The sequence below is a fragment of the Virgibacillus salinus genome, assembly GCF_900102415.1.
GTDB classification, from domain to species: domain Bacteria; phylum Bacillota; class Bacilli; order Bacillales; family Amphibacillaceae; genus Lentibacillus; species Lentibacillus subterraneus.
In genome coordinates this window covers 387134-400251 of the sequence record NZ_FNKD01000002.1, presented here as the reverse complement: position 1 = coordinate 400251, position 13118 = coordinate 387134, and the positions used below count along the sequence as shown (strand labels likewise).

Annotated in this window: 11 protein-coding genes; 3 read left to right on the top strand and 8 right to left on the bottom strand. The window is 37.6% G+C overall.

What is annotated here, in order from left to right; genetic code table 11:
- Together rnz and BLS02_RS08795 are read left to right on the top strand one after the other, a co-directional pair.
- Window positions 1-924, top strand: a complete 924-nt coding sequence (gene rnz / locus BLS02_RS08800; RefSeq protein WP_092492635.1) for a ribonuclease Z — start codon at window positions 1-3, stop codon at window positions 922-924.
- A 14-nt stretch (window positions 925-938) separates the two neighbouring features.
- On the top strand, window positions 939-2309 hold the full coding sequence (locus BLS02_RS08795) for an aldehyde dehydrogenase (protein ID WP_175559467.1): 1371 nt from the start codon (window positions 939-941) through the stop codon (window positions 2307-2309).
- A gap of 825 nt (window positions 2310-3134) precedes the next feature.
- On the opposite strand, the gene BLS02_RS08790 is transcribed toward BLS02_RS08795, so the two are convergent.
- From BLS02_RS08790 to BLS02_RS08770, 5 genes are all read right to left on the bottom strand, one after another.
- Window positions 3135-4382, bottom strand: coding sequence for a DNA polymerase IV (locus BLS02_RS08790; RefSeq protein WP_092492633.1), 1248 nt, complete (start codon window positions 4380-4382; stop codon window positions 3135-3137).
- A 186-nt stretch (window positions 4383-4568) separates the two neighbouring features.
- Entirely contained in the window at window positions 4569-5696 is a 1128-nt protein-coding gene (locus BLS02_RS08785) for a M20/M25/M40 family metallo-hydrolase (RefSeq protein ID WP_092492632.1), read from the bottom strand.
- A gap of 22 nt (window positions 5697-5718) precedes the next feature.
- Entirely contained in the window at window positions 5719-7266 is a 1548-nt protein-coding gene (locus tag BLS02_RS08780; RefSeq protein WP_092492631.1) for an acyl-CoA carboxylase subunit beta, read from the bottom strand.
- Window positions 7266-8090, bottom strand: a complete 825-nt coding sequence (mce, locus tag BLS02_RS08775; protein ID WP_092492630.1) for a methylmalonyl-CoA epimerase — start codon at window positions 8088-8090, stop codon at window positions 7266-7268. The genes BLS02_RS08780 and mce overlap by 1 nt, the downstream gene beginning before the upstream one ends.
- Before the next feature lie 15 nt (window positions 8091-8105).
- Window positions 8106-9758, bottom strand: coding sequence for an acyl-CoA mutase large subunit family protein (locus BLS02_RS08770; RefSeq protein ID WP_092492629.1), 1653 nt, complete (start codon window positions 9756-9758; stop codon window positions 8106-8108).
- Window positions 9759-9873: 115 nt separating this feature from the next.
- Between BLS02_RS08770 and prli42 the strand changes: the two genes are divergently transcribed.
- Window positions 9874-10005 carry a stressosome-associated protein Prli42 gene (prli42, locus tag BLS02_RS19175; protein ID WP_245736063.1) on the top strand — a complete coding sequence of 44 codons (132 nt, stop codon included), beginning with the start codon at window positions 9874-9876 and terminating at the stop codon, window positions 10003-10005.
- An 85-nt stretch (window positions 10006-10090) separates the two neighbouring features.
- Here prli42 and BLS02_RS08765 read toward each other — a convergent pair whose 3' ends face one another.
- From BLS02_RS08765 to BLS02_RS08755, 3 genes are all read right to left on the bottom strand, one after another.
- Entirely contained in the window at window positions 10091-11077 is a 987-nt protein-coding gene (locus BLS02_RS08765) for an aromatic acid exporter family protein (protein ID WP_092492628.1), read from the bottom strand.
- 200 nt (window positions 11078-11277) lie between these two features.
- Window positions 11278-11709, bottom strand: a complete 432-nt coding sequence (locus BLS02_RS08760; RefSeq protein WP_092492627.1) for a BrxA/BrxB family bacilliredoxin — start codon at window positions 11707-11709, stop codon at window positions 11278-11280.
- An 89-nt stretch (window positions 11710-11798) separates the two neighbouring features.
- Window positions 11799-13070, bottom strand: coding sequence for a dihydrolipoamide acetyltransferase family protein (locus tag BLS02_RS08755; RefSeq protein ID WP_092492626.1), 1272 nt, complete (start codon window positions 13068-13070; stop codon window positions 11799-11801).
- Window positions 13071-13118 lie beyond the last annotated feature (48 nt).

Genomic DNA, 13118 nt, shown 5'->3' with positions numbered 1-13118 from the left:
ATGGAGATAATATTTCTTGGTACAGGTTCAGGTGTTCCGTCAAAAGACCGAAACGTATCTTCAATGGCATTAACCTTATTACAAGAGCAAAATAGCATATGGCTGTTTGATTGCGGAGAGTCGACACAGCACCAAATACTCCGAACGTCGATTAAACCGCGCAAAATTAATAAAATTTTCATCACACATATGCACGGAGACCACATTTATGGTCTTCCAGGTCTGTTAAGCAGCAGATCCTTTCAGGGTGGAGACGGACTACTGACTATATATGGACCTCATGGAATTAAAGAATATGTGGAAACATGTCTTAGAGTGAGCGGGACACATTTAACCTACCCACTTTCCATTGTAGAAATAACAGAAGGTGTAGTCTTTGAAAATGAACAAGTAATTGTCTCCTCAAAAGAGCTGGATCATGGAGTAACAAGTTATGGTTTTCGCATTGAAGAAAAGGATAAACCCGGAGAACTGTTGGTGGAAAAGTTAAAAGATTTAGGAATTGATCCAGGTCCTGTTTATCAGCAGATAAAAGAAAATGATATAGTTAAAACAAAAGGAGGACAGATTATTCATCGCCCTAAGTTTCTTGGTCCCGACAAAAAAGGACGTATTATAACAGTTCTTGGCGATACGCGGACAACACCTCAATTTAAAACATTTGCAGAAAATTCGGATGTACTTGTACATGAGGCAACATTCGATGAATCGAAAGCAGATTTAGCACAGCAATACTTTCATACTACAACTAAACAAGCTGCCTCCCTTGCAAAAGAAGCCCATGTTAAACAGCTTGTATTAACTCATATATCCTCACGCTATCAAAAAGAGGATTATGATAAACTTGCAGAACAGGCGCAAGAGATTTTTCCGAACACAGAACTTGCTTATGACTTTTATAAGGTCACGGTAAATTCTAGATAAAAGGAGTGCTTTACATGGAAAATATTAAAAAACTAGTGGACAACCAACAGGATTTTTTTCAAAGTGGAGAATCGTTGGACTATTCTTTCCGTAAAAATCAGTTAAAAGCTTTAAAGCGTATGCTAAAAAATAATGAACAAAAAATTTATCAGGCATTGAAGGATGACCTGAATAAATCCGAACATGAGACTTTAACAACCGAACTTGGTTTTCTCTACGCGGAAATTGATTTCGCAGTTAAGAATCTTAAAGACTGGATGGAACCGGAAAAAGCTGATGCGCCAATTACCCACAAAGGAACGAATAATTATATTTACAAGGAACCTTATGGAGTAACACTGGTTATCGCACCATGGAATTATCCACTGCAGTTAGCAATTGGTCCAGCCATAGGTGCGATTGCAGCTGGGAATACTGTTGTGTTAAAACCGTCCGAGTTTACACAATCAACATCTTCATTGCTTGCAGAAATGATCGGTGATACCTTTGATCATTCATTTTTCACAGTAGTTGAAGGTGCAAAAGAAGCCAGTCAGCAGTTATTGGAACAACACTTTGATTACATCTTTTTCACTGGCAGTTCAGCAGTTGGTAAAATTGTTATGCAGCAAGCGAGTAAACATCTAACACCAGTAACATTGGAATTGGGTGGGAAAAGTCCAGCTATAATTGATAAAGACGTAAATATTGATCTTGCCGCAAAACGGATTGTGTGGGGAAAATTCACAAATGCAGGTCAAACCTGTGTTGCACCAGATTATCTGTATGTTCATGAAAAGGTAAAACCAAAACTGTTAAAAGCGATGAAAAAGCATATCAAAGCACTTTACAGTAAGAACCCCCTTCTAAATGATGATTATACTCGAATTGTTCACAAGCAACATTTTAATAGATTGCAAGCATTCCTATCTGATGGTGAAATCGTGTATGGTGGTAGTGTAGATGAAGAGAAGCTATCCATTGAGCCAACTATATTAGACAATATCACCTGGGATCATTCGATTATGCAGGAAGAAATATTTGGTCCGCTTTTACCGATGCTAACATTTACCGAACTTGATGATGTCATTTCAAAACTAAAACATATGGATAAACCGCTAGCACTCTATTATTTTGGAGAAAAAGAAAAATCTCAACAAAGCATACTAAAAAATGTATCCTTTGGCGGCGGATGTATTAACGATACACTTTATCATCTCGCTAATCCACACCTTCCATTTGGTGGTGTTGGGAATAGTGGAATAGGAGTTTATCATGGTAAGTACGGCTTTAACACATTTTCACATAATAAGAGTGTGCTAAAGCAAACAACCATGTTTGATCTTCCGTTACGCTATCCAGGAAGTAAAATTGCTCATTCGCTAGTGAAAAAAATTATGAAATAAAAGAATAAGCGTGTGGCTTCATGAAAAGGAAGACCGGTCTATTATTTGGACCCTCTTCCTATCATACATTTAAATTAATAATTGCACCGTTGTAATAATGGGTTCACTTGTGAGATGCAAAACAATAAATCTCAAGTTAAGTCTCACCTATAATCATATAATTTTCCCTGTTAAATTAAAGCAATTGATAGGTGTTTAAGTGTATTTATTCACTAGACAGGCTAGCGCACTGATTTGGCGGATTCTCATTCCGTTATTTCCTTAAAAACGTCTATTTTGATCGTGTTATGTAATCCTTATTCCGCTATTTACCCTTTTCAGCCAAATTTTTCATTGTAATTGGGTAAATAACGGAACCAGGAACCGATTCAATCTTCTAAGACGGCTTTTTCAACCCATTTAGCGGAACCACGATCCACTTCACTGGTTTGGTTTATGTGATTCACATTCCGCTGAATTCACACCATAAATCACATTAAAATCACGTACACTACAATAAATAGTTCTATCCGCTTGCGCATCATTCGGAAATTGTACATAGATATGCCCCTCCATTATACCCATAATACCAATCTAATATTTTGTCATCATAATAATGGTTATTATAGTAACTAAATACAAAAAAATATAATAATCCTGAAAATAAATATGACTTCTAGAAGGAAGGAAAACCAAAAATGGAAGATTCCTGTCAGGAATGTTCCATTCTTGGTTTGAAACGTATATTTTATATATATTTCAGATTTATCATTAACTTCCAAATCGGAATTTCAAACGTAGTTCACCTTGTTAACTTGATTTCAAGTCCACATAGAAAACATGATTTTATCGCTTGTAGTCATCCAAAAAGTCTTTTTGAAAGCTTGTCCGGGGTTGTTCACCCTTATCTTCATTCTGCAACTGCTTAAAAGGATTCTTCCCATACTTTTGAGATAGCTCATCAATAACAGCATATAATTTTTCCTTCCCTGCTTCTTCTTCATACGTAAATAAATCAAGCTGTTTGGCGATATTTTGCTTTTCATCAACGTCCTGAACCGTAATGCCAAGCAAGCGAATAGGGTCCAAATTCCAGTGCTTTTGAAATAATTCGTTGGCAATGTGAAGTATATCTTCCTTTTTGTCAATATAACCCTGCAATTTTTTACTTCTAGTGATTGTTTTATGATCATAATAGCGAATCATAATCTGAACACTGCGACCAGCAGCTTGTTTGCGTTTCATTCGCCGTTCGACATTATCCGTCAGTTGGTGCATGAGGTTACGTATTTCAGCTTCATTCGTAGTGTCTTCCGGTAGGGTTTGTGAACTGCCTATGCTTTTAAATTCATGGATTGCCTCTGGATCAACAGGACGAGTATCAATACCGTTCGCTCTATTTTTTAATCGTTCTCCGTTTATCCCCAGCACACGTTTCAGTTGATAAACATCCCCTTTTGCCAGATCACCAATTGTTTTGACATCAATTGCGCGTAATTTTTCAGCGGTTTTTTCACCAACACCATACATTTCTTCAATTGGAAGTGGCCAAAGTTTATGGGATAGATCCCGTTTCCGCAGAATTGTAATTCCTAATGGCTTTTTCATATCGGATGCCATCTTTGCTAAAAATTTATTTGGTGCAATTCCAATACTGCATGGAAGATCTAACTCATGATGAATTTTTTTCTGCAAGTTTTGAGCAATCTCAATAGGAGTTCCGTGATGTTCACTCTCGGTTATATCCATATAACCTTCATCAATCGAAACAGGCTGCACAAACGGTGTTATTTCTGCAAGCATTTTAAACATTTCCTTTGATGCCGTACGGTAACGTTCAAAATTCGGACGTAAAACGATTAATTCCGGACACAGCTTTTTAGCCTGCCATAACTGCATTGTTGTCTTTACACCTTTGGCTCTGGCCTCATAGCTGCTTGTCACAATTATCCCCTTACGTTGTTCAGGATTCCCGGCAATTGCTACAGGCTTACCTTTTAGTTTTGGGTTATAGGCCATTTCAACTGAAGCATAAAATGAGTTCATATCTAAATGAAAAATAACGCGGCCTTTTTTTGGATACCATTGTGACATACATATTACATCCTTTTAGAACTGTTGTTTGCACCAATATTATATCATACTATTAGAAAACTTGGCTTATCGCCAAGCCCTAATATAGATAAGCCTTAGTTGCACTTATGCAGTAAGAAAGGATTTATACTTTCTTAACTGCCAAAAAAGACCCCTTTTGTTAAAAGAGGTCTTCATCATAATTACTTACTTGTTTGAAACTTCCTGTACGATTGCAGTGACTAGTTCTGTAATTTTGACTAATTCATCTACAGGGATACGTTCATTGGTTGTATGAATCTCTTCATAACCAACTGCCAGATTCACAGTAGGAATTCCAAGTCCAGCAATTATATTTGCATCACTTCCGCCACCGCTTTTCTTTAGGCTGCTGTCACGACCGATTGTTTTTGCTGCATTTCTGGCAACTTCCACAACTTTATCTCCTGCTTCATGCTTAAAACCAGGATACATAATTTTCACTTTGACATCAGCACTTCCACCGTATTCTTTAGCTGTACTCTCAAATGCATCTTTCATTTTCGCAACCTGTTCTTCCATTCTAGCAGGAATCAGTGATCTTGCTTCAGCTAGGATTTCTACATGATCACAAACAATATTCGTTTGCTTACCACCTTCAAAGCGTCCAATATTCGCAGTTGTATCATCGTCAATCCGGCCAAGAGGCATTTTGGAAATAGCTTTAGCTGCAAGCGTAATCGCAGAAACACCCTTTTCGGGGGCAACTCCAGCGTGTGCAGTTTTGCCTTTCATTACAGTAAATAATTTAGCTTGGGTTGGTGCTGCGACAATAATATCACCTACAGTTCCATTGCTGTCTATTGCATAACCATACTTTGCATTTAGAAGTGATCCATCTAAAGCTTTAGCACCGACAAGACCTGATTCCTCGCCTACTGTTATGACAAACTGAACATCACCGTGTTTGATATTATTTTCTTTTAGTATCCGGATGGTTTCCAGGATTGCGGCTAAACCGGCTTTATCGTCAGCACCCAAAATGGTTGAACCATCAGATCTAATATAACCATCTTCAATTGATGGCTTAATTCCAGTACCAGGGACCACAGTGTCCATGTGAGAAGTGAAGTAAATTGGGTCTACACCTTCTTTATTTCCTTTCAGCGTACAAACCAAGTTACCTGCCCCATGACCAGTTTCATTTTTACTATCGTCTTCTACTACATCTAAACCTAAATCAGTAAACATTTTTGTTAGTACTTCAGCAATTTTCGTTTCATGTTTCGTTTCGGAATCAATTTGAACGAGTTCCAGAAATTGATTGATCACTCTGTCTTTATTGATGGATGTCATAAATCGTTCCTCCTAATCTTTATTACAGCGGGATATTACCATGCTTTTTCTTTGGGCGTTCTTCCTGTTTGTTATAAAGCATCTCTAATGCTTGAATTAATTTAACTCTAGTTTCTCTTGGGTCAATTACATCGTCAATCATACCAAGTCCCGCAGCAACATAAGGATTAGCAAATTTTTCACGGTATGTATGAATTTTTTCCTGGCGAGTTTGTTCTGGATTCTCACTATCGGCTATTTCCTTTGCAAATATAATATTGGCAGCACCTTCTGGCCCCATAACTGCTATTTCAGCATTTGGCCATGCATAAACCAAATCTGCTCCAATCGATTTACTGTTCAACGCTACATAAGCGCCACCAAAGGCTTTACGTGTAATCACTGTAATTTTTGGAACAGTTGCTTCTGAATATGCATAAAGAATTTTTGCGCCATGCCTGATTATACCGCCATGTTCTTGTTTTACACCCGGGAAAAATCCTGTTACATCCTCGAAGGTAATTAATGCAATATTAAATGAATCACAGAACCGGATAAATCTTGCTGCTTTATCGCTTGAATCAATATCTAAACCACCTGCTAAGTATTTTGGCTGATTGCATACAAGCCCAATTGTTTGGCCATTAACACGTGCGAATCCTACAACAATATTTTTAGCAAAATCTTTATGGATTTCATAGAAGCTATCTGAATCAACAACCTGCTCAATCACACGCTTTACATCATAGGGCCGTGTAGAATTAAAAGGCACAATATCAGTTAAATCAGGACGTGATTCATCGTTCAGTTCAGTCTCAGCTAATGGGGGTTTTTCCTCATTATTAGCAGGTAAATACTGTACTAAATCTTTAACAGCATCTAGAGCCTGTTCTTCATTTTCCGCTTTAATATGTGCATTTCCGCTCTTTGCATTATGTACATGGGCCCCGCCAAGTTCTTCTGACGAGATCTGTTCACCAGTAACAGTTCCAATTACCTTAGGACCTGTTATAAACATTTGTGAAGTTTTTTCTACCATAATGACAAAGTCTGTTATCGCTGGCGAATACACTGCACCTCCCGCACTTGGACCCATAATAACTGAAATTTGTGGTATAACACCTGAATAAATGGAATTTCGGTAAAAGACCTGACCATAACCATCAAGCGATGATACACCTTCTTGAATACGAGCGCCACCTGAATCGTTTAAACCGATAAAAGGAACACCATTTTTAGCAGCAAGATCCATTACAGCTGCAATTTTCTTGCCATGCATTTCGCCCAAAGCTCCACCATATACGGTGAAATCCTGTGCAAATAAGTAGATAGCCCGTCCATTTATTTTTCCATAGCCTGTTACAACACCTTCACCGTTTGCGGTTGAATTATTCATACCAAAATCAGTTTCCCGATGTTCCATAAATGGATTTAGCTCGACAAATGACCCCTTATCAAGTAAATAATCTATTCGTTCTCTTGCGGTGAGTTTTCCCTTATCATGCTGTTTATCAATTCGCTCATCGCCACCGCCAAGTTCAACCTGTCGTCGTTTATCGTACAGTTCGTTTATTTTATCAAAAATATCCATTATTTCTCACTTCCTTCTGGATGCTGACACATTTCAAAAAGTACCCCATTTGCTGCTTTTGGATGAATAAAAGCAATTTGGCTATCATGAGCACCTTGCTTCGCTTCACTGTTGATCAGTGGAATCCCCTTTGATTTAAAGGAATTAAGTCTTTCATCAATATTGTCTACTTCCAATGCAATATGATGGATGCCTTCTCCCTTTTTAGTAAGAAATTGTTTTATTGGAGATGATTCTTTTATTGGCTCCAGCAGCTCAATACGCGATTCACCAATCTTCAAAAATGCTACCTTAACACCTTCAGATTCCACAGTTTCTACACCCTCAAGCTCAAGGCCAAGCATTTCTGTATAAAATGAGAGTACATCATCAATTTTATTTACAGCAATTCCGATATGAGCGATTTTTCTGGGAGGAGTTATAAAAGCTGATTCCGGATCGATAAGCTGTTGGATGTAGGTTGCTAAAACTTCGGTTGAAGAACCACTTGTAAAAATCTTATTTACCCCTTGATCAAGCAAATACGGAATATCCTCTGCCGGAATAACTCCGCCTCCAACAACTGGTATATCGCTCGCATTACGTTCTCTTAGTGCTTCCATTACTTTTGGAAACAACGTTTTATGCGCACCGGATAAAGAAGATAAACCGATAACATCCACATCTTCCTGAATTGCTGCTTGTGCTATTTGTACCGGGGATTGTCGCAGTCCCGTATAAATAACCTCCATGCCATGATCACGTAAAGCTTGAGCAATAACTAATGCGCCACGATCATGACCATCCAACCCAGGCTTTGCAATTAAAACACGTATTTTTCCCATCTGACTCTCCCCCTCTTAGATTCCTGTATATTCACCAAATTCACCACGTAATACATTGCAGATTTCTCCAATTGTTGCATATACCTTAACTGCTTCTAAAATAAATGGGATCAAATTGGCATTGCTGTCTTTTGCATTTTCTTTTATCGCTTCTAACGAATAATCTACTGCTTTCTGATCACGTTGCTGACGAATAGAATTCATATATTGTATTTGTGCTTGTTCAAGTGCTTCATCTACTTTAAGTAAATCTGGATTCACTTCTTCCTCAACCTTATACTTGTTTAAGCCAACAATAATTTCCTCTTCTCTTTCAATATTTTTTTGTGTTTCGTATGCTTTTTGCTGTATTTCACGTTGCATGAATCCTTCTTCAACAGCTTGAACAGCCCCACCTATATCACGTATGCGATCCAAATAGGCTTCCACATCCTTTTCGATTTGATCGGTAAGTTCTTCTACGTAATAGGAACCAGCAAGTGGATCAACAGTATCTGCTACTCCGCTTTCATTTGCAATTATTTGTTGTGTTCGAAGCGCAATTCGTGCAGATTCTTCAGTAGGCAGTGATAATGCTTCATCACGAGAATTAGTATGCAAGCTTTGTGTACCCCCAAGTACAGCAGCAAGCGCTTGCATCGTCACACGAACAATATTGTTATCTGGCTGCTGGGCTGTTAGAGTTGACCCTCCGGTTTGTGTATGAAAACGCATCTTCCAGCTTTTCGGATCCTTAGCTTGGTAATGTTCCTTCATGATTTTAGCCCAAATTCTTCTTGCTGCACGGAACTTTGCAGCCTCTTCAAAGAAATTGTTGTGAGCATTAAAGAAAAAAGCAAGTCTTGGTGCAAACGCATCAATGTCGAGACCGGATTCCAAAGCAGCGTCGACATATGCCATTCCATTTGCAATGGTAAACGCGGCTTCTTGTACAGCTGTAGAACCCGCCTCACGAATATGATATCCGGAAATGCTAATGGTATTGAACTTCGGCACACTTTGCTGACAGTATTCAAAAATGTTGGTGATTAGGCGCATCGACGGTTTTGGTGGAAAAATATACGTTCCCCGAGCAATGTACTCTTTCAGGATATCATTTTGAATCGTTCCAGTTAGTTTCTCCAATGGAACACCTTGCTTTTCTCCTACTGCAATATACATGCATAGTAAAACAGATGCAGGAGCATTAATCGTCATTGATGTACTTACTTTATCAAGCGGGATTTGATCAAGCAATCTTTCCATATCCTGTAATGAATCAATTGCCACACCAACTTTTCCTACTTCACCTTCCGCCATAACATCATCAGAGTCATATCCAATTTGTGTCGGTAAGTCAAAGGCTACTGAAAGTCCGGTTTGACCCTGATCTAATAAATAACGGAATCGTTTATTAGTTTCTTCAGCTGAGCCAAATCCAGCATATTGTCGCATTGTCCAAAACCTGCTACGATACATTGTTGGCTGAATTCCTCTTGTAAATGGATATGTACCTGGATAACCTAATTTATTTTCATAATCGTTATCATTATCTGGAAAATATAATCGTTCAACATTGATATCTGAAGATGTTTTAAATCTATCCTTTCTTTCCGGGAAACGTTCTAAAGTTCTATCAACAGACTTTTTCCAGCTTTCCTGTGAAGCTTGGAATTTTTCATCACTCATATAAAAAAGACCCCCATTTTGATTTATTAAACACATTTATATATTATAGCACTTGTCCAATCCCATAATTAACGATAAAATACAATTAGGAAATGGAATTGAAGGAGGATTAAGATTGGCTAAAAATCAAAAACAAGTAACAAGAAAAAGTTCAAAGCGTGAACGTAAAATGAAAATTATAATTTATATAATGATTATTGCAATGGTTTTATCTTCACTAACAACCGGACTAGTAATGTTTTTATAAAAAACATGGCTTATCATTATGGTATTTTCATGAAGGCGAACCTAACCGCTTAAAAATATTTTAACTGCTAAAATGAAAGACTGGATTAAACTGTTCCAGTCTTTTTTATTTTATTTCGTTCAGAAACATCACTCGATTTGAACTTTTTCTTAAGTAATAAATAATCTTCTATTTCATGAAGCAATCGAAACAAATTTGCTCGGGTCTCAAATTCTTCCCGTGTTTCAGGAAGATCTTCTGCATTAAAATTCTCACGTAACCTCTTAAGTTCATCTAAATAAATAATAGCAGTATTGCCTGGATGCACAGCATTGGACAGTTTTTCAAAAAAGTCTGCTATTTTTATTGAGATTGAATCCGTATTTGGTAGTCTGCTGACCAAGGGAAGCATTTTTTGAAGCAGATCAAACTGTTTCCTGCGCATGGTGAAATAATCATGATATGGATGCCTACTGCGTAATAAATGATTTTCTTTATCCAAGGATACCAAATTCTCAGCTTCTTGTAATAAATTCTCACAAATTGTAAGTTCTTCTCCATCCCATTTATCATTTTTATCCCGTATGTATAAAGCAATTTCAAACAAAATAGCTTGAAAATTATGTTCAAGCTCCTCTTGTTTTTGATTAAGGTTTTTCTCCAGACTAGGCATGTATAAATTAACAAGCAATCCTGTACCTATTCCGACAATTATCAATAATAATTGGTCTGTTAAAAAAGATAATGAAATTCCTGCCGAACTATATAAGTTCAAAATAATAACTGAACTAGTTGCAATTCCTGGAGTTACCTTAAGTAAAACAGTTACTGGTATAAAGCAGGCGAGCATCACACCAACAACAATTGGATTATAACCTAGTAACTCAAAAAATATAATAGCGAATATACTGGCTGTTACACATGCTAAAAACCGATGCCATGCACTTAATACAGATCGCTTTCTGGAAGGCTGAATACATAAAATGGTTAATATACCAGCGGACACAAAATTCGTTAAACCCAATAATTGAGCAATCGAAATAGCAATAGGAGTACCAATTGCTGTCTTGATTGTCCGAGAGCCAATTTTCACGATAAAATCTCCTTTGATGCGGAATGAGTACACTATAAATTAATCTTAGAAAAACCAGACATTTGCTAAGGCTTAATAGTGAATACCTTAGTTGCACTTATGCAGTAAGAAAAAATTTATACTTTCTTAACTGCTAAAAAAATGAGACTGACCCTTTTTCACTGAGACAGCCTCATCACAACTAGTAAAACTAGTTTATTCTATATTTCTTCACAGTGTTCATCAAAAACATGTTGAAGCTTGCCTATAACATCTACCGCGCTATAGCCTTCTATATCATGGCGCTCTAACATCGTAACTATTTTACCATCTTTTAATAAAGCAAATGATGGTGATGAAGGTGGGTACCCCTCAAAATACTCTCTAGCTTTTTCAGTCGCTTCACGATCTTGTCCTGCGAAAACAGTAACTAAATGTTCAGGTCTCTTATCGTAATGAATTGCATTTGCTGCTGCAGGGCGAGCCACCCCTCCAGCACATCCACAAGTTGAATTAACCATTACTAATGTGGATCCCTGTCGTTTCATTACTTCATCAACCGATCCAGGAGTATGTAACTCCTCGTAACCTGCTTCTTTTATGTCTTTACGCGCTGCATCTACAACGTCGTTCATGAATAAGTTAAAATCCATATGAACATCCATCCCCTTTAAAGAGTAATTATAGTTTAACTATAATCAGCTTATCAATTTTATTGTTAGATTTCAATTCAAATAACTTCCTAGTATACATTCGTTGTTTCTTTATTGGTATTTTCCAATATTTCTTTTACTCTTGCTAGAAATTGCCCACAAACCAGCCCATCTAATATTCGATGGTCAAGTGATAATGACAGATTTACCATATCACGGGCAGCAAACATATCATTAATAATGACTGGCCGTTTAACAATCGATTCAACCTGTAAAATTGCTGCCTGTGGGTGATTAATGACGCCCATGGAATGAATTGATCCAAATGACCCAGTATTGTTGACAGTGAATGTCCCGCCTTTCATATCATCTGATGTCAGTTTTCCGGAACGGGCCTTCATTGCCAACTCATAAATATCCTTCGCAATGCCTTTAATGCTTTTCTCATCTGCGTTTTTAATAACCGGCACAAAAAGTTCTTGGTCTTTTGCAACAGCGATCGATAAATTAATGTCCTTACGTTGAATGATCTTATCTTCAGCCCACGTACTATTAAGCTGAGGATATTCTTTCAGTGCCTGAGCAACTGCTTTTACGAAAAACGCAAAGAAAGTAAGGCTATAACCTTCTTTTTGCTTAAATTCATCTTTAACTTTTCCTCTAAAGTTAACGAGTTCAGTAACATCTGCTTCAACAGTCATCCATGCGTGCGGAATTTCCTGTGTGGAACGTACCATGTTTTGTGCAATTGCCTTTCGTACACCAGTAACAGGAATTTCAATGTCACCTGCTTGTGTTGTTGGCTGTGGAGCAGGTGCTGATTTTTGCCTTGATTCCTGTTTTTGTACTGGAGCAGCTTTTGAATCACTTTTCGATTCATCTGCTTTCGGAACTTCTCCTGAAGCAATGACTTTTTCAATATCTTTCCTCGTAATTCTTCCACCTCGGCCAGATCCATTAACTTGATTAAGATCAATATCATTTTCCTGCGCCATTCGTAGCACAGCTGGTGAGTATCGTTTCTTCATTGATTGATCTTCAGATGGCTCTTCTTCTTTAGCCGTTTCTTGTTTTTCATTGGTGGACTTAGATTCTGAACCTGTATCAGAAGATGAACCGCCTTCTGTCTCGATATAACACATCAATTCGCCTACTTCAATGGTATCCCCTTCTTGTGCTATCAGTTCTTTAATCGTACCTGTAAAAGATGATGGTACTTCAGCATTTACTTTATCTGTCATTACTTCGGCAATAGGATCATATTTGTTTACTTTATCGCCGGCACCAACAAGCCACGAACTTATTGTACCCTCTGTTACACTTTCACCAAGCTGCGGCATATTGATTTTTTCAGAAGCCATAATAGGTCCCTCCTTTTATCCGTTTAAAATATAATTATGAAGAGTTTA

Bases quoted from the DNA above. Each gene is read 5' to 3' on its own strand.
- rnz (WP_092492635.1), top strand. From the start codon at position 1: ATGGAGATAATATTTCTTGGTACAGGTTCAGGTGTTCCGTCAAAAGAC.
- BLS02_RS08790 (WP_092492633.1), bottom strand. From the start codon at position 4,382: ATGTCACAATGGTATCCAAAAAAAGGCCGCGTTATTTTTCATTTAGAT.
- BLS02_RS08755 (WP_092492626.1), bottom strand. From the start codon at position 13,070: ATGGCTTCTGAAAAAATCAATATGCCGCAGCTTGGTGAAAGTGTAACA.
- mce (WP_092492630.1), bottom strand. From the start codon at position 8,090: ATGGGAAAAATACGTGTTTTAATTGCAAAGCCTGGGTTGGATGGTCAT.
- BLS02_RS08770 (WP_092492629.1), bottom strand. From the start codon at position 9,758: ATGAGTGATGAAAAATTCCAAGCTTCACAGGAAAGCTGGAAAAAGTCT.
- BLS02_RS08795 (WP_175559467.1), top strand. From the start codon at position 939: ATGGAAAATATTAAAAAACTAGTGGACAACCAACAGGATTTTTTTCAA.
- BLS02_RS08780 (WP_092492631.1), bottom strand. From the start codon at position 7,266: ATGGATATTTTTGATAAAATAAACGAACTGTACGATAAACGACGACAG.
- BLS02_RS08785 (WP_092492632.1), bottom strand. From the start codon at position 5,696: ATGACATCCATCAATAAAGACAGAGTGATCAATCAATTTCTGGAACTC.
- BLS02_RS08760 (WP_092492627.1), bottom strand. From the start codon at position 11,709: ATGGATTTTAACTTATTCATGAACGACGTTGTAGATGCAGCGCGTAAA.